The sequence below is a fragment of the Acidovorax sp. SUPP2825 genome (assembly GCF_030158995.1).
Classification (GTDB): Bacteria; Pseudomonadota; Gammaproteobacteria; order Burkholderiales; family Burkholderiaceae_C; genus Paracidovorax.
Map to the genome: position 1 here is coordinate 87,905 of NZ_BQXK01000016.1, position 19,122 is coordinate 107,026.

At 67.7% G+C, this 19,122-nt stretch carries 25 protein-coding genes; 7 read left to right on the plus strand and 18 right to left on the minus strand.

Annotation, left to right across the window (positions count from 1 at the left end; all coding sequences use genetic code 11):
- Positions 1-63: 63 nt before the first annotated feature.
- Positions 64-303 (plus strand): hypothetical protein, encoded by a 240-nt coding sequence (locus AVAK2825_RS18795; protein ID WP_272566679.1) that lies wholly within the window; start codon positions 64-66, stop codon positions 301-303.
- On the opposite strand, the gene AVAK2825_RS18800 is transcribed toward AVAK2825_RS18795, so the two are convergent.
- The 11 genes from AVAK2825_RS18800 to AVAK2825_RS18850 all read right to left on the minus strand — a co-directional run bounded on the left by AVAK2825_RS18800 (position 290) and on the right by AVAK2825_RS18850 (position 9,165).
- Positions 290-754 (minus strand): hypothetical protein, encoded by a 465-nt coding sequence (locus tag AVAK2825_RS18800; protein ID WP_272566678.1) that lies wholly within the window; start codon positions 752-754, stop codon positions 290-292. The two genes, AVAK2825_RS18795 and AVAK2825_RS18800, sit on opposite strands and share 14 nt — an antisense overlap.
- A gap of 93 nt (positions 755-847) precedes the next feature.
- The gene (locus AVAK2825_RS18805; protein WP_284401695.1) at positions 848-1,912 is read right to left on the minus strand and encodes a pirin family protein; all 1,065 of its coding nucleotides are present in this window, start codon (positions 1,910-1,912) and stop codon (positions 848-850) included.
- A 330-nt stretch (positions 1,913-2,242) separates the two neighbouring features.
- Positions 2,243-2,707, minus strand: coding sequence for a GyrI-like domain-containing protein (locus AVAK2825_RS18810; RefSeq protein WP_284401697.1), 465 nt, complete (start codon positions 2,705-2,707; stop codon positions 2,243-2,245).
- A gap of 75 nt (positions 2,708-2,782) precedes the next feature.
- Positions 2,783-3,211, minus strand: a complete 429-nt coding sequence (locus AVAK2825_RS18815) for a VOC family protein (protein WP_284401700.1) — start codon at positions 3,209-3,211, stop codon at positions 2,783-2,785.
- A 151-nt stretch (positions 3,212-3,362) separates the two neighbouring features.
- On the minus strand, positions 3,363-3,734 hold the full coding sequence (locus tag AVAK2825_RS18820) for a hypothetical protein (RefSeq protein WP_284401702.1): 372 nt from the start codon (positions 3,732-3,734) through the stop codon (positions 3,363-3,365).
- An 81-nt stretch (positions 3,735-3,815) separates the two neighbouring features.
- Positions 3,816-4,865 carry an SDR family oxidoreductase gene (locus AVAK2825_RS18825; protein WP_284401704.1) on the minus strand — a complete coding sequence of 350 codons (1,050 nt, stop codon included), beginning with the start codon at positions 4,863-4,865 and terminating at the stop codon, positions 3,816-3,818.
- 267 nt (positions 4,866-5,132) lie between these two features.
- On the minus strand, positions 5,133-5,384 hold the full coding sequence (locus AVAK2825_RS18830) for a hypothetical protein (protein ID WP_272566672.1): 252 nt from the start codon (positions 5,382-5,384) through the stop codon (positions 5,133-5,135).
- Positions 5,385-5,505: 121 nt separating this feature from the next.
- The gene (locus tag AVAK2825_RS18835; RefSeq protein ID WP_284401707.1) at positions 5,506-6,648 is read right to left on the minus strand and encodes a mechanosensitive ion channel family protein; all 1,143 of its coding nucleotides are present in this window, start codon (positions 6,646-6,648) and stop codon (positions 5,506-5,508) included.
- Positions 6,649-7,017: 369 nt separating this feature from the next.
- On the minus strand, positions 7,018-7,629 hold the full coding sequence (locus AVAK2825_RS18840; RefSeq protein WP_284401709.1) for a DUF1439 domain-containing protein: 612 nt from the start codon (positions 7,627-7,629) through the stop codon (positions 7,018-7,020).
- A 129-nt stretch (positions 7,630-7,758) separates the two neighbouring features.
- Positions 7,759-8,097 (minus strand): hypothetical protein, encoded by a 339-nt coding sequence (locus tag AVAK2825_RS18845; RefSeq protein ID WP_284401711.1) that lies wholly within the window; start codon positions 8,095-8,097, stop codon positions 7,759-7,761.
- 192 nt (positions 8,098-8,289) lie between these two features.
- On the minus strand, positions 8,290-9,165 hold the full coding sequence (locus AVAK2825_RS18850) for a PA4780 family RIO1-like protein kinase (protein ID WP_272566665.1): 876 nt from the start codon (positions 9,163-9,165) through the stop codon (positions 8,290-8,292).
- 80 nt (positions 9,166-9,245) lie between these two features.
- Here AVAK2825_RS18850 and AVAK2825_RS18855 point away from each other — a divergent pair, with 80 nt between their 5' ends.
- Entirely contained in the window at positions 9,246-9,725 is a 480-nt protein-coding gene (locus AVAK2825_RS18855) for a hypothetical protein (RefSeq protein ID WP_284401714.1), read from the plus strand.
- Between the two features lie 48 nt (positions 9,726-9,773).
- On the opposite strand, the gene AVAK2825_RS18860 is transcribed toward AVAK2825_RS18855, so the two are convergent.
- Complete coding sequence (locus AVAK2825_RS18860) at positions 9,774-10,346, minus strand: hypothetical protein (RefSeq protein ID WP_284401716.1); 573 nt, start codon at positions 10,344-10,346, stop codon at positions 9,774-9,776.
- Between the two features lie 172 nt (positions 10,347-10,518).
- On the opposite strand from AVAK2825_RS18860, the gene AVAK2825_RS18865 reads away from it, so the two are divergent.
- On the plus strand, positions 10,519-11,139 hold the full coding sequence (locus AVAK2825_RS18865; protein WP_284401718.1) for a DNA-3-methyladenine glycosylase: 621 nt from the start codon (positions 10,519-10,521) through the stop codon (positions 11,137-11,139).
- Positions 11,140-11,365: 226 nt separating this feature from the next.
- Positions 11,366-11,719: a hypothetical protein gene (locus AVAK2825_RS18870; RefSeq protein WP_284401720.1), complete on the plus strand. Its 354-nt coding sequence runs from the start codon at positions 11,366-11,368 to the stop codon at positions 11,717-11,719.
- Positions 11,720-11,759: 40 nt separating this feature from the next.
- Here the strand turns inward: AVAK2825_RS18870 and AVAK2825_RS18875 are convergent, their stop codons facing one another.
- The 4 genes from AVAK2825_RS18875 to AVAK2825_RS18890 all read right to left on the minus strand — a co-directional run bounded on the left by AVAK2825_RS18875 (position 11,760) and on the right by AVAK2825_RS18890 (position 13,918).
- Positions 11,760-12,587 carry a tRNA-uridine aminocarboxypropyltransferase gene (locus tag AVAK2825_RS18875; RefSeq protein ID WP_284401722.1) on the minus strand — a complete coding sequence of 276 codons (828 nt, stop codon included), beginning with the start codon at positions 12,585-12,587 and terminating at the stop codon, positions 11,760-11,762.
- Positions 12,584-12,931 (minus strand): HepT-like ribonuclease domain-containing protein, encoded by a 348-nt coding sequence (locus tag AVAK2825_RS18880; RefSeq protein WP_272566656.1) that lies wholly within the window; start codon positions 12,929-12,931, stop codon positions 12,584-12,586. The genes AVAK2825_RS18875 and AVAK2825_RS18880 overlap by 4 nt, the downstream gene beginning before the upstream one ends.
- Positions 12,918-13,229 carry a nucleotidyltransferase family protein gene (locus tag AVAK2825_RS18885; protein WP_284401725.1) on the minus strand — a complete coding sequence of 104 codons (312 nt, stop codon included), beginning with the start codon at positions 13,227-13,229 and terminating at the stop codon, positions 12,918-12,920. Before AVAK2825_RS18885 ends, AVAK2825_RS18880 begins: the two co-directional genes overlap by 14 nt.
- Positions 13,230-13,312: 83 nt before the next feature.
- Positions 13,313-13,918 carry a class I SAM-dependent methyltransferase gene (locus AVAK2825_RS18890; RefSeq protein ID WP_284401726.1) on the minus strand — a complete coding sequence of 202 codons (606 nt, stop codon included), beginning with the start codon at positions 13,916-13,918 and terminating at the stop codon, positions 13,313-13,315.
- 213 nt (positions 13,919-14,131) lie between these two features.
- Between AVAK2825_RS18890 and AVAK2825_RS18895 the strand changes: the two genes are divergently transcribed.
- Positions 14,132-15,067, plus strand: a complete 936-nt coding sequence (locus AVAK2825_RS18895; protein WP_284401728.1) for an alpha/beta fold hydrolase — start codon at positions 14,132-14,134, stop codon at positions 15,065-15,067.
- A gap of 41 nt (positions 15,068-15,108) precedes the next feature.
- On the opposite strand, the gene AVAK2825_RS18900 is transcribed toward AVAK2825_RS18895, so the two are convergent.
- A complete protein-coding gene (locus AVAK2825_RS18900) occupies positions 15,109-15,492 on the minus strand; it encodes a VOC family protein (RefSeq protein WP_272566650.1) in 384 nt (127 codons plus the stop codon).
- Between the two features lie 319 nt (positions 15,493-15,811).
- Between AVAK2825_RS18900 and AVAK2825_RS18905 the strand changes: the two genes are divergently transcribed.
- Positions 15,812-16,387: a flavin reductase family protein gene (locus AVAK2825_RS18905; protein ID WP_284401732.1), complete on the plus strand. Its 576-nt coding sequence runs from the start codon at positions 15,812-15,814 to the stop codon at positions 16,385-16,387.
- Between the two features lie 281 nt (positions 16,388-16,668).
- Positions 16,669-17,802: a Fic family protein gene (locus AVAK2825_RS18910; protein WP_284401734.1), complete on the plus strand. Its 1,134-nt coding sequence runs from the start codon at positions 16,669-16,671 to the stop codon at positions 17,800-17,802.
- 176 nt (positions 17,803-17,978) lie between these two features.
- On the opposite strand, the gene AVAK2825_RS18915 is transcribed toward AVAK2825_RS18910, so the two are convergent.
- The gene (locus AVAK2825_RS18915) at positions 17,979-18,926 is read right to left on the minus strand and encodes a hypothetical protein (RefSeq protein ID WP_284401736.1); all 948 of its coding nucleotides are present in this window, start codon (positions 18,924-18,926) and stop codon (positions 17,979-17,981) included.
- Positions 18,927-19,122 lie beyond the last annotated feature (196 nt).

The window sequence follows — 19,122 nt, forward strand, 5'->3', positions numbered from 1 at the left end:
CGTCGAAGCCGGGCGGCGTGCGCCCGGCGGTGCAGGCCTGCATTGTCGAGCAACGCGCGCGCCATGGGTGCCCGCAGCCAGATCACCCGGAAAACGGCCTCGCAGCAGTTCCCCGATTCCACGAACGGCTACTTTTTCTGCCTGAACTTCGGTTTTCCCACCTTGCTGACAAGCAACGCCACGACGACGACCACCATGAGCAAAAATGCGTACTGCCCCAGAAACTGGAAAGCGCCCCAAGCGAGCACCGCCAACACGATGCAAAGCAGCAGGAATAGAAGGCTATTCATCACGCATAGCTGAAATTGGACGGAGCGATTTTGGCTTGCATTCCAAAGCGTGCCCGGCCCGGATGATTTTTCTGGATGACCTGGGGGTTGTTGGCATAGAAGGCTGCCAGCCCATCGAACTCCAGTTTGTTCTGGCGAGCCATCACGAAAAGATCGGACATGCGTGATCCACAGCCGAGTGAGCGCCCCGCAGCCACCGCGATGCTGCCGATGGCCGCTCCGGTGTACGCGGAGGCCCCGATGGAGGCAGCCACCGCCAGCTTTTCCAGACCCACAGTGGCGCCGACCAGTTCAGCCATCGTGGCGCCTTTGCCCAGCGTGGCCAGGGTCCCCACCATCGTCGAGGCCGTGCTGAGGGCCGTGTTGTAGGTATCAAACAGCGTGGACGGCACGGGCAAGCCCAAATCCTGCATGTTCTCGTTGAAGTATTTTTTGAAATCGCCTGCGGCGTAGCACTGCCCCATCCATCGACTCCGGTAGTGAGGGAACACAAATGCTAAATCGGGCCTCTCCATCCCACGGCAATAACCATTTGCACACAAAAAATGACAGTCCGATCACCCGGCCGATGGCAATCCCACATCCACCGGCGCGGGCACGTCCGGCGCCGTGCCCGGCCGCTGCACGAACCGGCCCACGGTCGGCCCGTGCACCGGCGCCGCATCGCCCCAGGGCCAGCCGCCGAAGCCGGTGCGGCGGTAATCGGCCAGGGCCTCGGCGATTTCCTGCTGCGTGTTCATCACGAAGGGGCCGTACTGCACCACCGGCTCGGCCAGGGGCCGGCCCTGCAGCAGCAGGAATTCGGCGTCGGCCGTGCCGCCGTTGTGCAGTGCCACCGCCTCGCCCGCGCGCAGCTCCACCGCGGCGTGGTCCACCGGCCGGCCCGCCAGCGTGACGCCGCTGCCGGCGAAGAAGTACAGCATGCGCCGGGTGCCCTCGCCGGTGGCGGCGGGCAGCGTGAAGCGCGCGCCGGGCTCCAGGCGCAGCGTCCAGATGGCCACGTCGGCCTCGGCCTGCGCGGCCCACGATCCCGGCGGGGGCGCCAGGGGCGCGGCCTCGCCCAGCCGGCCGGCCACCACGGCCACGTGGGTGGCGCCGCCGCCGTCCGTGCCGGGGTCCACCACGCGCGGAATGTCACCGGACCAGAACATGGTGAAGTGCGGATCGACCCGCTTGGAACGCGCCGGCAGGTTGAGCCAGATCTGGAACAGCTCCAGCGGGTTGGGCCCGGTGCGGTCCAGCAGCGGGAACATCTCGGAATGCACCACGCCGTCGCCGGCGGTGAGCCACTGCACGTCGCCCTGGCCGAAGCGGGCGGCGGCGCCCAGCGAATCGGCATGGTCGATGAGGCCCTTGCGCACGATGGTCACCGTCTCGAACCCGCGGTGGGGGTGCGGCGGGAACCCGGGCACCACGTCGCCGTGGTACATGCTCCAGCCGTCCCGGCGCGAAAAGTCCTGCCCGATCTGGCGGCCGTCCAGCGGCGCATCGGGTCCCAGTTCGGCATTGCCGGGCGGATAGGCGTCGTCGTGGTGGGCGCAGAACAGGAACGGGTCCATCGTGGGCCACAGCGGGCCCAGGGGCTGGGTGTTCAGGATGGGGGTGTCGGCAACGGCTGGCATGGAAAGCTCCTGGGTGGCGCCGCGCGCGGCCCCTGCGGCGGGCGTGCACGGTGGGGTGCGGCCGGCGTGGCGCGGGCCATGAGGCGACATGGTCTGTCACTGCACATGGGGGCGACCGGCGGCGCTGCAACGCGGGCGCGGCAGGACGGACTGGTGCAGCCATGGAACAGTGGCCTGCGCGCCTGCCACGCAGCAGGGACGGCACGGGCCCGCACGGCCGTGCCATTGCAACCCTGCACTTCAAGGAAAAACCAGTCCATGCCGGCGAATTACATGCCGGTATTGCTATTGATTCAATAGCAAATTACCTCGACGCAGCCGGCGGGCCGCTCAATCCTGCAGCGGCTGGTTCAGCTCCGTGCGCCAGGCAGCGGGGTCCGAGCCGGTCTCGGGCCCGGTCAGGTAGCACTCCCACAGTTCGCCCGTGGGCGTGAGGCCCTCGCCCTTGATCCATTGCAGGAAATCGCCCCAGGCGCCGGCCAGGTCTTCATAGCGCCCGCGGTGCACGGTGCGGGCCACGCGCATGGCGGGCCACTCGCCGGGCTGCATGCGGCCGTGCGGGCCGATGGGCGCGGTCAGCGGCACGCTGATCTCGAAGTCGAAGGTGTCCGTGGGCCGGCGCCGGTGGTGGGTGAACCAGGGGCCGGCAGGCGAGGCGCCCTGGGCGGCGATGGCGTCCATCAGGTCGCGCACGCCCTGGCCCATGACGTGCTGGATCTCCTCGCGGGTGCAGGTGACGTGGATGAACGCCGTGGGGCGGGCGGGCAGGTCGGCGATGTGGGGCGTGTCGATCATGGGCTCAGCGGGCGCGGGGGCCGTCGTGGTCAATCGGATGGGCGATGGCACGCGTCCGGCATCGGGGCGGTCCGGTCAGGCGGCGGGCGTGCACACCACCATCCACGGCACCCCGAACCGGTCGGCCACCATGCCGAACGCGGGCGAGAAGAAGGTGGGCGACAGCGGCACCTGCACCTGGCCGCCCTCGGACAGCGCGGCGAACAGGCGCCGGGCCTCGGCCTCGTCGGCCGGGCCGAGCGACAGCGACATGCCCTGGAACACGGGCTGCCCTCCGTTCATGCCGTCCGAGGCCATGAGCGTGGTCTCGCCGATGCGGAACGCGGCGTGCATGACCTTGTCGCCCGGCGGCGGGGCCGCGCCCGCGCAACCGGACGCATCGGTCGGGGCGGGGCTGTCCGAAAAGCGCATCAGCGCGGTGACCTCCGCGCCCAAGGCCGTGCGATAGAACGCCAGCGCCTCTTCGCACCGGCCGTCGAAAAACAGGTAGGGTTCCACTTTCATGCGTCGTCTCCTGGCGGCCCGCGCCGGGGCCGGGTGCGGCGCCCATCACGATTGTGAACACCGTTCACAAACCATAGCCGGCCTGCCGGGCAGCGTCCACCGGGAATTCCCGGACGCGGGGCGGGAGCGGTCCCCAGGGCCAACGGTCAGGTCAGATATCGGCGGCGATGGCCGGCTCGCCATGGCCGAGCGCATCCAGGCTGATCTGGATCTGAGGCACGTCGCTTAGGTCCGGGCTGCGGCCATCGGACAGGTCTTCGAGCGCGGTGAACTGCCCGTCCAGGTACAGGAAGGTGACGGTGCTGGCGATGTCCGCCAGCGCGTCCTCGGGGCTGGGAAACCCGTCGCGCGCCACCTGGTCGCCGCCGTCCAGCGCGTAGCCGTAGCGGCCCTGGGCCTCGGTCAACCCGCCCAGGTCGATGAGCTTGTCGCGCACGTTGCTGGCGTACACGCGGCCGCCGGCCGCATAGAGCGTGAAGGTCTGCGCGGCGCGCGCGGCCTGGGAGAGCGAGGAAGCGGTCATGGACTCATCCTTTCAGTTCCAACGAAACGGGGGCCACCCGGGGGCTTGCGCACAGGCCCCTGCGGTGCGTGGCACGTCAAGTCAAGGCTGCCGGCCGGTGCCGTCGCTGCCGGTCTCGCGCGTGGCCAGCCACCAGCCGCAGACCAGGCCCGCCACGCCGAGCGCGGCCACGGCGGCCAGCCGGCTGTCGCGGTGATCGCGGTGGCCGCCGTCGATGGCGGTGCCGCGCGACGGCTCGAACAGGTTGCCTTCGGACGCGGGCACTTCGCGCGCGCGCCGCAGCGCCGCATCGGTGAGCCAGCGCATCGCGCGGCCCACGCTGGCCGGCGCCAGCGCATGGGCCAGGCGGCCGGGCAGCGCGGGCGCGCCGAGCCAGGTCACGTCGCGCGGGCGGGTGGACAGGCCCACGATGGCATCGGCCACGCGGCGCGGATCCACCATGGGCAGCGGCGGCCGGATGCTGCGGCCCGTGTAGTTGGCGCCGTGCGAGAGGCCCGGCGAATCGACGAAGGTGGGGGCCACGTCGCACACGTGCACGTGGGGCAGGTCGGACACCTCGGCGCGCAGGCTTTCCGACAGCCCGCGCAGGCCGAACTTGCTCGCGGTGTAGGCGGCCGCATAGGGCGCGGGCACCCAGCCGCCCATCGAGATGAGGTTGACCAGCGTGCCGCGGCCGCGTTCGCGAAAGTGCGGCAGCACGACGTGCGCGCCGTGCAGGTGGCCCAGCAGGTTGGCCTCCAGCACGCGGCGGTGCGCGGCCACGGGCACGTCTTCGAAACGGCCCACGGCGCCCACGCCGACGCTGTTCACCCACACGTCGATGTGGCCGAAATGGCGCAGCGCCTTGGCCCGCAGGGCCTGCACGGCCTGGGGATCGGTCACGTCGGTGGGCACGCCGATGGCGGTGCCGCCTTCGGCCCGGCAGGCCAGCGCCACCGCCGACAGGGTGCCCGCATCGCGCGAGGCCAGCACGATGCACGCGCCGCGCCGGGCGAAGGCCAGCGCCGTGGCGTGCCCGATGCCGCTGGACGCGCCCGTGATGACGACGACGGTGCGCTCGGGCAGGGGCGCGGCCGGGGCCTGGTCGGCAGACGTTTCGGGATCGGGGGTCGGGGAGCGGGCAAAGAGCATGGGGCCGGGATTCCTTGGGGTCGTCGTTGCTGCGAACGGCGCGGGCGCCTGAATGCAGTGACCCACCCAGACGCGAAGGCGCCGCCTTCCAATGGCCGTTGTAGCCCCCGATCGCGGGCCCGGGCGTAGGACGGTGCCGGAAAGGCGGCCGCACGGGCCACCCCACGGGGCAAGGCATGGAAACTCCGGTAGGCCGCCAGCGCAATATGCACTAGGGCATCATGCTATTTATTTAATAGCAACCGGCGGCCACGCCTTGGCAGGCTTTCAGCGCCCCACCACGGACCAGCCGGCGCGCTGGTCGGTCTTGTCGTTCTCGTACTCCCACGCCGTGCCGCAGCGGTCGCACTGGTAGCGGGTGATGGTGACGAGGCCGTGGTCGCGCTCTTCCTTGCGGTTGCCGCGCTGCACCAGCTCGGCATGGCCGGGGGCGCGGCGCCAGTTGCGCTGGATGCCGGCGCAGCCATCGCACAGCTCCATCTTCTTCAATTCGCTCTGTCGAGCCGGGTCCTGGGTCATGGGGTTTTCTGCCGCGTTGGGGATCGAGGGCGCCCTGGGGGCGAGGGCCGCTACTTTAACCAACGGGGCGGCAAGGGCCACGGCGCCCGGCCGCGCCGGCTCGCACCAAACCGCGCCGGGCTCAGGCCGTCGCCGGCTGCTGCACGCGCAGAAAGCCCCCGGGGGGCGGCCCGCCCGCCGGCGCGGCCAGCTGCACCGTGCGCGCCGGCACGGCGAAGTCCACGCCCAGCGCGGCGAGTTCGCGCATCAGCGACAGGTTGATGCGCTGCTGCAGGTCCATGTACACGTTGTAGGCCGGGTCCAGCACGATGTAGACCACCTCGTACTGCAGCCCGTTCTCGACGAAACCCTGCAGGTGCGCGCGGTCGAAGCGCGCCTGGCCTTCGGCCTCGATGATGCGGCGCACGGCCTGCGGCACCGCCTCGGCCTGCTCGGCGGTGGTGCCGTAGGGCACGCGGAACTGGAACACGATGCGCCGCTCCTGCAGGTAGCGGTAGTTGTTGATGGTCTGCTTGAGCAGGTCGGTGTTGCTCATCACCACCTGCTCGCCGCCCAGGCTGCGGATGCGCGTGGTCTTGAGGCCGATGCGCTGCACCGTGCCCGCGACGCCGCCCACCACGATGAAATCGCCCGCATCGAACGGCTTGTCCACCGCGATCGCCAGCGAGGCGAACAGATCGCCCAGGATGCTCTGCACCGCCAGCGCCACCGCGATGCCGCCCACCCCCAGGCTGGCCACGAACGCCGTGATGTTCACCCCCAGGTTGGACAGCATGGCCAGCAGCACCGTGGCCCACAGCAGCGTGCGCAGCCCCCAGGACAGCAGCGTGGCCGACGCGCTGAACGGCGCCGCGTCGCCCGCGGCGGCCAGGCCGTGGTGCATGCGGTAGCGCGCGATCCCCAGGGCCACCGCGCGCGTGCCCCACAGCCCCACCTGCAGCGCCAGCGCCAGGAACCACAGCTGCCCCACGCGCGTGGCCCAGCGGCCCGGCAGATCGAGCATGCCCACGCCCACCAGCACGGCCGCCACGAACACCAGCAGCCGGCTGGTGCCGGCCAGCAGCTCGTACACCACGCCCGCCGTGCGGTGGCTGCCGCCCTGCGCTTCGGCCAGGCGCCGCGCACGCCGCACGGCCACGCCCAGCAGCAGCGACATGGCCAGGTACGCGCCCAGCGCGGCGGCCAGCGCCAGCGCCAGGCTGACCAGGGACAGGCCCCAGAGCGTTTCGGTCTGGAACCACGAAGTGAAGGATGGCGTGTTCATGGAGCTCCTTGAAAAGAAGGACCGGGCCGCGCGCGAGGCGCCGCCGGTGGCATGAAAGGAATGGGGCGGAAGGGGCCGGTGGCCGCTGGCGAGCGCGGCGGTGCCGTGCGCAACGGCGCTGCGTGGCCGCGCCGGAAAGCGCCCATCGTAAAAAACGCCGGGCCGGACCGGGGTAGGACCATGCCGCACCTGTCCTGCGGCGCGCCGGGCCCGACGCTCAGAACCTCTCCAACATGGGATGCAAGGCGCGGTGCGCCGCCAATGGCAGGGGCTCGCGTGCAAACGCAGCAACGCGGCAAACCGCCCGGAAAGGCACTGGCCCTGCGGGTAGAAGAGCCATCCCCGAAAAATCGGTGAACACTTTCCTTTCTAGGGTGCGGCCTTGGGCTCGAACCGCACGACCAGCCCCTTGTCCGTCACCGTGATGCTGCTCGGCTGCATGCCCAGGCCATCCGGCACGGCCAAGTCCTGCGGCCGCAACTGGTGCAGCACCACCTCGCTCAGCGTCTGCTGGGCCAGCTGCGGGCCATAGATGTCGAGCATTTCCGCGGCCTGGGGCTGCAGCCCCTCCAGGCGCAGCGCGTTCACATGCAGCTGGTGCGCGCGGATCGTGCGGTCCGACGGCTCGTAGCGCAGCGCGAAGTCCACATCGAACGCGCCGGCGTAGCGGCGTTGCAGCAGCGGGCCCGAGGCGGTCACGTCCATGTCGGCGTTCAGCCGGTTCTGCTGCGGCAGCAGCCGCAGCCGGGGCGCCTGCACATCCAGGTTCATCAGGCCGCCCAGCGCATAGCGGCGCGGAAACTTCTCGGCCACGGCGCCCTGCATCTGCTCGGCGGAGATCGTGTAGCTCTGCGCCCAGGCCTGGGGCGCCACGGCGCAGGCGGCCAGGGCGAGCGCGGCGCAGACGGCCCGGAAAACGCCACGGGGTGCTGCGGAGTGCTTGGAGTGTGCGGGGTGCGGAATCGAACGGAAAGCAACCATCGTGGCGGACACCCTCATGTGCGGAAAAGAAAAGACCGGCAACGGCAGTGACTGACCCCGGGCGGGCCGATCAGTTCCCGGGCGGCGGCGCAAGCGGCGCCGCCCGGCCCCATGGCCCCGGCCCGCACGTCAGCCCCACCAGCGTTGCCACCAGGGCGACTGCGGGGCGATGTCGGCCTCCGCAGTCCCGGCCAGCGGCGCCGGGGCGGAATGGACCTGCGCCGCGCTTGCAGCCTGCGCGCCGGCATGCAGGCGAAGGGCCTGCACCGCATCGTGGCAACGCCATGCGGCCCGCTCGCGGGCCAGGGCCAGGTGCTCCGCACAAAAATAGGCCAGACCGGGCGCCCGGCTTCCAGGCTCGGGCAGCGCGTGGTTGTCGTGGTCGGCAAACGCGACCCAGTCGCCGTAGGCGCCCTCGGCCGCATCGTCCAGGGGCTGGCCGCAGATCGCGCAGGTGGCTGGGTTCATGGGTGCGCCTCCGGTGGTGTCATCGCCAAGGCACGGCAGAGCCGTGCGCGGGCTCGGCGGCGGCCCCCAAGGCGGCGCGCGCCTGGGAAGTCCGGCCATTTCGCCCGGTCGATGATTTTGCAGGGCAACCCCCGTGCGCGTGCGCCTGTTTTGTGAAGGTTTGTGAGCCCCGCCCCGCGTGCGCCCTTGCCGCTACCCGCCCGCCATGCGAAGCCGGCGCGCCGCATCCTCGGCCCGCGCATCGTCGATCTCGCGCATCACCGCCTGCAGGTCCACATCCGCGTGGCGGCGCTCGTAGCGGCCGGTGAGCGGGGTCTCGTTCGTCAACTGGCCGCTCTGGTACAGGGTCCAGATCTCGGGGCCGTATTCGGTGGCCCGCAACTCGGGCGCGAACTGGCCGAAGAAATCGCGCAGGTTGGCCACGTCGCGCAGCAGCATGCGCGGCGCATGGTTGTTGCCCGCCGCATCCACGGCCTGGGGCAGGTCGATGATGACCGGGCCCTCGGCGCCTTCGTCCGCACCGGCGCCAGGCAGGTGGGCGAGCAGGATGTTGAACTCGGACAAGTCCCCGTGCACCACGCCCGCGCACAGCATGCGCACCACCTCGGCGATCAGCGTGGCATGGTGCGCCCGGGCCTGCTCGGGCGTGAACGCCACGTCGTTCAGTCGCGGCGCCGCATCGCCGTGCGCGTCGGTCACCAGCTCCATGAGCAGCACGCCCTCGTGGAAGTTGAACGGCTGCGGCACCCGCACGCCGGCTGCCGCCAGGCGGTAGAGCGCATCGACCTCGGCGCTCTGCCACGCGGCCTCCTGCGCTTGCCGGCCGAACTTGCTGCCCTTGGCCATCGCGCGGGCCGAGCGGGAGTTCTTGACCCGGCGGTTCTCGGTGTAGTCCACCGCCTGCCGGAAGCTGCGGTGCGTGGCCTCCTTGTAGATCTTGGCGCAGCGCGTTTCGTCGCCGCAGCGCACCACGTACACCATGGCTTCCTTGCCGCTCATGAGCTGGCGCACCACGGTGTCGATGAGGCCTTCCTCGATAAGGGACTGGAGTCTGGGGGGAGCTTTCATCGGGGCATTTTGCCCCCTGGCAAGACCGCCTATGCTCCTGCGCCGCGCGCATCCATGAAGCACCGTCGACGTCCATGCCAATGATCTTGAAGACAACCATTCCCCGGCGCCGGAAACGCGGCGTCCATGGCGTGGCGATGCTGGGCATCGCCTGGGCGCTGTGCGGAACGAACACGGTACAGGCCGACGCGCCCACCTCCGCCCATGCGATCCACGCCATCGGCCGCCCTTCTGCGATTCACATCGCCAAGGGCGCCGCACACAGCGTGCAAGGTGGAGATGCGAACTGCGAAAACCTTTCCATCGACACCCGTCGGGTGGCCTATTTTTGGCAGCATGCCGTCCGAAGCGCCCGGTACAACTACCTCCAGAGCCTGGACCAGGGCGACTGCCAGGCCGAAGCGCAACTGCAACTGCCGAACCGGAAAAAAGGCCGGCTGTCGCTGGACAACGCGACGGGCTGGGGCGTGCTGCAGATTCACCAGACCACGTACTACCTCTACTGCGAGGCTTGCGAAGGGCTGATGGGCGCAGACTTCACCTTTCCTTCCGTCAAGTGAACAGGCCTCCAGCCTCGGTGCTTTAGCTGCACCGCAAGGCGGGCCGTGTCAGCCCCCGGCGCCGGCCCACACCGGATTGAGCAAACGCTCCAGCCGCTGGTGCGAAGCCTCCACGCGCTGCAATGCCGCATCCACCAGAGCGGGCGTCATCACGATGCGCTTGCCATCGGCCTCGAACGGCTTGCCGCGCGAGATCGGCACCAGCGAGGCGCGAAACGCCTTGTCCTTGGCCAGCACGTCGTCGGGCGCCAGGTTGCGCGCCTTCAGCATGGCCAGCCGGTCCTTCAGGGCGGCCTCATAGCGCGGATTCACCACGGGCTTGCGCTGCTTCATGCTGGCCTGGTAGCTCAGTGCCGTCGCGCGCTCGTACTCGATCGAATTGCGCATGGCCGCGGCCAGACGGTCCTGCGCGGCCTCGGTGGCGGCGGCGTCGGAGACGTCCACGCCCGCCCAGAAGTCGCGGTGCACCTGCTCGGTGAGCACCGCGTCTTCCTTGAACATGGACATCAGCAGCGCCTGCCGCTTGGCGCTCAGTTCGGCCGCCCAGGGTGAGCTGGCCAGCAGGCAGGCGAGGACCAGCGCGAAGCCGGCGCGGAGCCATCGGTGGGACGGAAAATTCATGGGCATGCCTTCGTGGTCGGGTTCGTTGGTTGAAGAAACAAGGGGAGACACTGGACCCGGCAGAACGCCGGCCGGGCGGGTGCGGTCGGCCCGCCAGTATCGCCGTGGCGTCCCGCACCCATGCCGCAGGGCCCGGCCGTGGCCGGCCGCTGCGGGTCTTAGCATCACGCCCATGCCCCACGACCTTCCCCACGACCTGCCCCTGACCCTTGCCGACATCGACTTCACCGCCCCAGCGCACGAGGTGGCACGCCGGCTCATCGGCGTGACGCTGCTGGTCGACGGCGTGGGCGGCCGCATCGTGGAAACCGAGGCCTACGACCAGACCGACCCGGCCTCGCACACCTTCGGTGGCCCCACGGCCCGCAACGCGGCCATGTTCGGCCCGCCGGGCTGCGCCTACGTGTACCGCTCCTACGGCCTGCACTGGTGCGTCAACACCGTGTGCCGCGAAGCGGGCCATGGCGCCGGCGTGCTGCTGCGGGCCATCGAGCCCACCCACGGACTGGACACCCTGCGCGAACGGCGCGGCCTGCAGGACGCCCGGCTGCTGTGCGCCGGCCCCGGGCGGCTGGCGCAGGCGCTGGGCATCGACGCACGCCTGGACGGCGAGTCCCTGCACCTGCCGCCGTTCGCGCTGCTGCAGCCTTCGCCGGGCCACCCGGCGCCCGACGTGATCACCGGGCCGCGCATCGGCATCTCCAAGGCGGTGGACGTGCCCTGGCGGTTCGGGGAGAAGGGTTCGCGGTTCTTGAGCCGGCCATTCACGGCGGGGGTGAGAAACCAGGGCTGATGCGCCGGACGGCCCCAACAGGCCATCGCCAGGGCAAAAGCCCGATTCGAAACAGGAACGACCGATGACCATGAAAAACGCTCTGCGAACCATCACCCTGCCATGGCTGGCGTGGGCTGCCCTGGCCCATTCGGGGCCAATGGCCCCATCGCCACCACAGGGCTCGGCATCCGCATCCGCATCGAAGGCCGCGGCAGCAACCGAACGGGATGAAGACCGCCGCCGAATGGAAGCCCGCGCCTACGCCATCGGCCCGGTGCGCCGCATCACGTTGTCCAGTGCGCGATTCTTCGATGCGGAAGGCAAGCCATGCACGGCCGAGCCGCCGCCGGCCCGCGTCACTGAGCGGTATGTGCGCAACTTCCTGCGGCAGGCCATCCCCATCTCGCAGGTGGCGGTGATGAACGATTACGGCTCCTTCGGGGAATGCACCAGCGATCCCGTGGACGTGCAATTCAAGGACGGCCGGCAGGTGCGCCTTTCGTTCGCGGCCGACAGCGGTGTGGGCTATCTGTCGCCGGTGGTCAAGGGCCGGGAGGAAGACGTTTACTTCTACTACTGCGAGGTTTGCAAGCGGTGAAGTGAAGGGGGCAGGAGCGCGCCGCCAAGCCGCCGCGCCCTTATCCGTCTTGCCGCGCGGCCCCCTGCGCCGCAACGCCCGGTCCCCGCGCCCGCAAGGCCCGCAACCGGCGGTGCGCCTCGCCGTCCATCTCCACCGGCAATTGGTGCTTGGCCTGCAGGTAGTGGTGGGTGAACACGTCGAGATAGGCCTCCAGTGTCTGCGCTGCGTGCGACTCGCCCGCCATTTCAAGGCAGATCGCCGCCACCTCGGAGGTGCAGAAATGGTCGTCGCGCTGGGAGCGGCGCAGCCGGTAGCGCGACAGCTGCTCGGGCTGCAGGCTGAGCACCGGCAGGTGGTTCAGGTAGGGGCTCTTCCTGAACATCTTGCGCGCCTCGGTCCAGGTGGCGTCCAGCAGCACGAACAGCGGGCGCCGGGGCGGCGGCGGCATGCCCTGCGCTGGAACCTCTGTGGGCTCCACCCGGGTCACCACCCGCGAAGGCTCCGCGAACTCGCCAGGAAACACCACATACGGCTGCCACTGCGGGTCGCGCAGCAGCGCCAGCAGGGCCGGGTCCACCACCGTGCGCGCCCAGCCGAAGGCGAAGGTGTCCGGCACGACGTCGGCGATCAGCCAGCCCGTGTTGCTGGGCTTGAGCGGCTCGATGTCGGCCATCAGCAGGCACATGCCGGCCTGGGTGGCGACCTGGGGCCGCACGGCGCACAGGCAGTGGCTGGGCACCAGCCGGCAACCGGGGCAGCGCTCGCCGCGCGGGCCGCCCCGGGCGAGGAACGGCTTGGAACTGCGCGCCAGGCGCTCGGTGCGCAGGCGGGAGACGGCGTGGGGAGCAAGGGAGTGGCCGGCCAGGCGGTCCACGGGATCGGTCAAGCCAGCTCTTCCAGCAAGGTGGCAACCGTGGCGATGAGGGCTGGCAACGAGTCCTGTGCCACGGTCCAGACCGTGTGCACCCGGATGGTGGCGTAGCCATGGATCAGCTGGTTGCGAAACGCCACGATCTGCGCCAGATCCGGTATGCGCGCAGCCAGTGCGGCGTCTGCCCTGGCCAATTGGCCGAGCGCCTCGCCGATGATCTCGAACTTGCGCTCCACGGCCGCCTGCGCCATTTCATTGGCGGCGTAAGCCTCGGCGTCCATGCCCTGAAGAAAATTCTGAATGGCCTTTGCCGCCGCCTGCACATCCCACAGAAAAGCGCGCGGATCACGCGGCAACATACACAGGCTCCCGATGGCGGTTGATGCTGGCCAGTACGTAGGGATTGCGCACCGCGCCCGGCTCGATCAAGTCCACCGGACGGCCGAGCAATTGCTCCAGCGCGACTTTGGTGCCGAAAAACGAGTGCAGCCCAACGGGCGCGTTGTCGGCGAACTCCACCAGAAAATCCACATCGCTGGTGCCCGGATCGAAATCGTGCGCACGGGCTGCGGAGCCGAATACCTCCAGCCGGCGCACGCCGAAGCGTTGGCAGATGGCCGCGATGCGCGGCAGGTGTTGGGCGATGGCGGAATGCATGCGGGAGATTCTAGGGGCGCACCTGCTGCCCATCGACCGACACTGCACGACGCGCATGGCCCTGCCCATGGCGAGGGCCCCACTCAACCGCCCACGTGCTCCAGCTCGAACAGCGGCACCTCGGCCTGGCGGCTCAGCCACAGGCCGCCGCCCAGCTCCAGCGCGCCCTCGCGCAGCCCGCGCCGGTACAGCGTGGCGGAGTGCCGGAAGATGCGCGCATCGGTCAGGTCTTCGTCGATGATGTCGCGCTCGTAGTCCTCTCGGGACACGGCCTCGACATACATTGCGCCACGGCTCAACTGGCCCAGGTTGCGCAGGGCGGCCTTCAGATCGGGCGGGCTCAGGTAGGGCAGCACGCCCTGGCAGATGACCAGGTCGAACGGCTCGCTGGCCTGGTAGTCCACCACCGAGCCCTGCTGCCATCCGTAGCGCTCGCACAGGTAGGGGCTGAACTCCACGCCCTGGTAGCTGGCCGCGGGAAAGTGCTGCGCCACGATGCCCTTCCACAGCCCGATGCCGCAGCCCACGTCCAGCACGCGCTGCACCGGCACCCGCAGGTACTTGAGGTAGCTGCACACGAAAGTGCCCAGGCGCTCCATGTGCTGCGGGTCCACCACGCTGGTCTTCTTGTCGTAGTAGAAGCGCTGGTAGTACGCCTCGTCGAAGGTGCTTGCGCTGGCTGATTTCAAAAAAGCGGTCCTTGCAGGGAAGTGGAAAAGAAGGGAGGGGCTTGGGGGCGATGCCAAAACGGTGGCAGCGAGTATCCCGTATCGCCACGGCCATGCGCACGCGCCCTCTACATGCCTACCGCTGTGCGCGCCGCAGGACAGGCCGGCTCCCTCCGGCGTCGGCGATACGGCACGGCACGGTGCCGCTCCACTCGATTCGACTTGAAGGCCGGCATGAGCCCAGAGCCCTCCTCCACGCCCCTGCCCGCCCAGAACGGTCCCGCCCCGTCCGACCACTGGATCGCCACCGCGCACGGCCGCCTCTTCGCGCGGCGCTGGGCCGCCGGGCCCGCGCCCTGCCCCGACGCATCCGCGCCGCCGCCCATCGTCCTCTTCCACGACTCGCTGGGCTGCGTGGACCTGTGGCGCGAGTTTCCTGCCGTGCTGTGCCGCGCGACGGGCCGAGGGGTGATCGCGTACGACCGCCTGGGCTTCGGCCGCTCCGACGCGCGCACGGGCTTGCTGCCGCGGGACTTCGTGGAAGACGAGGCGCGCACCAGCCTGCCGGCCCTGCGCGCGCACTTCGGCGTGCAGCGCTTCGTGGCGCTGGGGCACAGCGTGGGCGGCGGCATGGCGGCCCATTGCGCGGCAACGCGGGGCACGCCGGGTGACGGCCCCGGCGGCGCGGCGGGCAGCGACTGCGACGCGCTCATCACCATCGCCGCCCAGGCGTGCGTGGAAGAGCGCACGCTGCAGGGCATTCGCGAGGCGCGGGAGCAGTTCAACCAACCCGGCGCCCTGGAGCGCCTGGCCCGCTACCACGGCGCCGACCAAGCGCGCTGGGTGCTGAGCGCGTGGGTGGACACCTGGCTGCACCCGGGTTTTGCCGATTGGTCGCTGGCCGAGGCCATGGCGCGCGTCACCTGCCCCGTGCTGGCCCTGCATGGGGACCGCGACGAATACGGCTCCACGGAGCAGCCCGAGCGCATCGCCCGCTGGGCCGCCGGGCCGGCGCGTGTGGACATCCTGCCCGGCGTGGCGCACATGCCCCACCGCGAACAGCCCGACGCGGTGGCCCAGCGGATCGCGGGGTTCCTGGCCAACCTGCCCGCGGGCCCGGCGGACGGCACCGGCCATCCACCGCACCAATCGCCCTCAACGCCGGGCTGACGCCTGCCGCGCTGAAAGCCGTCCCGCCCGCGGCGAGCGCCTCACGCCTTGGGCGGCCGATGCAGTGCGCAGAGCTTGTTGCCGTCCGGATCGCGCAGATACGCCAGGTACAGCGCACCGCTCGGGCCCTCGCGAAAGCCCGGCGGGTCTTCGCAGGTCGTGCCACCGTGGGCGACGCCCGCGTCGTGAAACGCCTGCGCCTGTTCCGGCGACTGCACGGTGAACCCGATGGTGCTGCCATTGCCGTGGCAGGCCGGCTCGCCGTTGATGGGCGTGGAGATCGCGAACGTGCCCGTGGGGCTGCGGTAGAAATAGCGGTTCTTGTGGGCGGACCCGGGGGCGATGCCCAACGTGCCGAGCACCGCGTCGTAGAACCGCTTGGACACTTCCAGATCGCTCACACCCAACATCACATGACTGAACATGGCTTTTGTCTCCGTGGCGCCCGTCGCCGGGCAAAAAAGGGATCGGACGATGGTAGCGGCCGCCTGCCCGCGCGCGGGTCGCCCGCGGGCGCTGCGCGCCGCCTTGGCGACACCCTGGAAGGGTTCGGGCCGGTGGAAGAAAGCCCTCCGGGTCCGCGCTGATAAACCAAGCATCAAAATGGTCACCAGCACAATTGACACTAGGGCATATTGCTATCAAAAACAGAGCGTCATGTTTTGATCCTACGTCAGCCGCTGCCTGCAACCCATTCCCATCTCACCTCATCCCCATCCCATCCACCCTGCCGCCCCTTCCGCCATGCCACCCACCCACTTCACCCCCGTCCCGCTCGACAAGGCCTACCGCCTGCTCAACCACGGCCCAACCGTGCTCGTCTCCGCCCACCACGCCGGCACCGACAACGTGATGGCCGCCGCCTGGGCCTGCGCGCTGGACTTCAGCCCGCCGAAGGTCACCGTGGTGATCGACAAGGCCACACGCACGCGCGAGCTGGTGGAAGCCAGCGGCCAGTTCGCACTGCAGCTGCCCACCCAGGCCATGGCCGCGCTCACCGTGGGCGTGGGCACGGACAGCGCCAAGGCGCGGGCCGACAAGCTGCAGCACTACGGCGTGGAGTTGTTCCACGCGCCCGGCCACGACGCCACGCCCCTGGTGCAGGGCTGCGCCGCCTGGCTGGTGTGCCGCGTGGTGCCCGAGCCGCACAACCAGCAGGCGTACGACCTGTTCATCGCCGAGGTGGTCGCCGCCTGGGCGGACGATCGGGTGTTCCGGGAAGGGCACTGGCACTTCGGGGAAGCGCCGGAGGCGCTGCGCACGCTGCATTACGTGGCGGGTGGGCAGTTTTATGCGACGGGGGCGTCGGTGCGGGTGTGAGCGCGGGGTGGGAAGGCGCACATGGGGCGCGGAAGGAGCGGACTCCTGCGCGGATCAAAGTGAATACCGTGGAAATGGGCTTCCAGCTTCATTCATAAGCCATTGCCATCATTCAGTTTTCGGTAAAAAAGCCAAAACACTGAAAGATGCCGACATGCCGGAACTGGACCTCCCACTATGCCCCTCCCAGGCCCCTCGCCCTGATGCACGACTGGAGACTGCGGTGAATGCAACCCTTATTCACCGCACATTCTGCGGTGAATAAGGACAATAATCACCGCATGTGGTCAGACAAAGCCCCCCGCCGCCGCACCTATCTCTGGCAACGCCCTGACTGGCCGCAATGGCGGTTGGACGCAGCCGCCCTGGCAGTCCCCTTGGCCGAAGTGCACCGCGCCCAAGGCCATCTGGCCGGCCGCATGGCCGCCGTGGGCCTGGCCCAGCGGGACCAGGCCACCCTGCAGGCACTGACGCAAGAGGTCATCACCACCAGCGCCATCGAAGGCGAAGCACTCGACCAGGACTCCGTGCGGTCGTCCATCGCCCGGCGGCTGGGCGTGGACATCGGCGCCTTGGCCCCGTCGGACCGCCATGTGGATGGCGTGGTGGACATGGTGCTGGACGCCACCCAGCACTTCGACCAACCGTTGACGCCCGACCGCCTGTTCGGCTGGCATGCCGCGCTGTTTCCTACCGGCTACAGCGGCCGGGTGCGCATTCAGGTGGGCGCGTGGCGAAACGACAGCGCTGGCCCCATGCAGGTCGTTTCCGGCCCCGTGGGCCGAGAGAAGGTGCACTACGAGGCACCGCCCGCGTCCACGTTGCCCGTGGAAATGGCCGCCTTCCTGCAATGGTTCAACACCACCCCGACGGGCGATGCCCTGATCCACGCCGGGCTGGCGCATCTGTGGCTGGTGACGCTGCACCCCTTCGACGACGGCAACGGCCGCATCAGCCGCGCCGTGGGCGACATGGCGTTGGCGCGGGCCGAAGGCAGCGCGCAGCGCTTTTACAGCCTGAGCGCCCAGATCCAGCGAGAGCGCAAGGCGTATTACGACCAACTGGAAACCACCCAGCGCGGGCCGCTCGACGTCACGCCCTGGCTGGAATGGTTTCTGGGTTGCCTGCTGCGCTCGGTACAAGGGGCCGATGGGTTGCTGGCGGGCGTGCTGGGCAAAGCCCAGTTCTGGCAGCGCTGGGCGGGCACGCCGATGAATGCGCGGCAGACGCTGGTGTTGAACCGGGTGCTGGATGGGATGGAGGGGAAGCTGACGAATGCCAAGTGGGTTGCCATTGCCAAGTGCTCATCAGATACGGCGCTGCGGGATATCAATGATCTGGTGACCAAAGGGGTGCTGGCACGACTTACAGGTGGAGGGAGAAATGCCGCTTATGTGCTGGTTTTATGCAACTAATTGGATTCGAGAACAATAACTATCGATTAATTGATTAAAGATCAGGCCACATATAGCAGATTCAGGCACCGATGAAAAGTCGGTGCATTCAGGCGGAATTTTCTTATGCATCGATTTTACGCACAGCGTTATTTTCCCTCATTCAGCATAACAAACGCCGACCCCGCCACGACTTTCTATTCTTGAAAAACTATATTTTCGGCAATTCTGTCATAAATTTCTACATCTCCAACACTATTTATTCGCCTATGCATTCTTAAGGAACAAGATATTTTAGAGCCATTTCTAAAAATAATTCTCTTCTTCAAAACATTTTCTTCAAATGCCGCATCAGAAACTGAAAATCTAATATTTTCCTTATCAAAAACCCCGTGCCATCTCAAGTTTTTATCATTTAAAACGGGAGATGTAATTTCAATAACGGCGCCATTTATCAAAAGATCCTCAATAAGAATTTGCTTAAATATGTATTTTTCAAACGACTCTTTGAGCACCAAAGATTCTTCTTTGACCGCCGAAGGCCGGTAACCAATCGCGACAACATCGTCATTGTTTGCAATGATTTCATAAAAATTAGATATTCTTTTAACTATTTTTTTATTATCCATTAAAGCTTTCACAATTTCATCCGAGTCCGGCAGTGGCTCAAGATTTAAAAGAAGATTGTTCTCGTTAGGTATTTGCCCTGATGATGTTGCACTAGCTTCCTGACCTTCTTTTTTTAGGCGCTCCACTTCAATTCGGGTTTTCTCTATCTCTAAGGCATTTTTTGCAATCTGTTGATCGTTAATTTTTTTCTGCTGTTCATTGATTTCTTGCTGCTGATTTATTAGAGGCCTTTGGTGCGTCAGCCAAACAGCCCCAACCAACAGCCCACTAATAATTGTCGAGACGATTGTTAGGGCGGCCGCGTTATCCCCTATAAATTTGAGAATATGGACAAAGCCGCCTTCCTCCGAAGGTGTTACCTTAATCCTAACATCAACACCAAATACTGCTGCAACCTCTTTGATCAAAAAGAATAGCTGCTCCTGACTTTCATGCAAAGTCAGAGAATCTATAGAGTGATCTTCACCCTGCAAATAATAATGAACAACAAAACCGTTTTTTGAATTTATTTGCATGACTTAGGGAAGCTCTGCACAAAACACGCACGAACGTGCTGATGCCCTGAGCCAGTTGAAATGCGATGCGGCCAACCCCTGATTTATCTCAGCTCCGGTGCCTGTGGCACGAACTGGCGGCCTGAATGGCCGGTTTGGCGAACTGCGGGCGCACTCATGCCGAGGCTCCCAGCAGTTTGCGCCGCACCAGCCACAG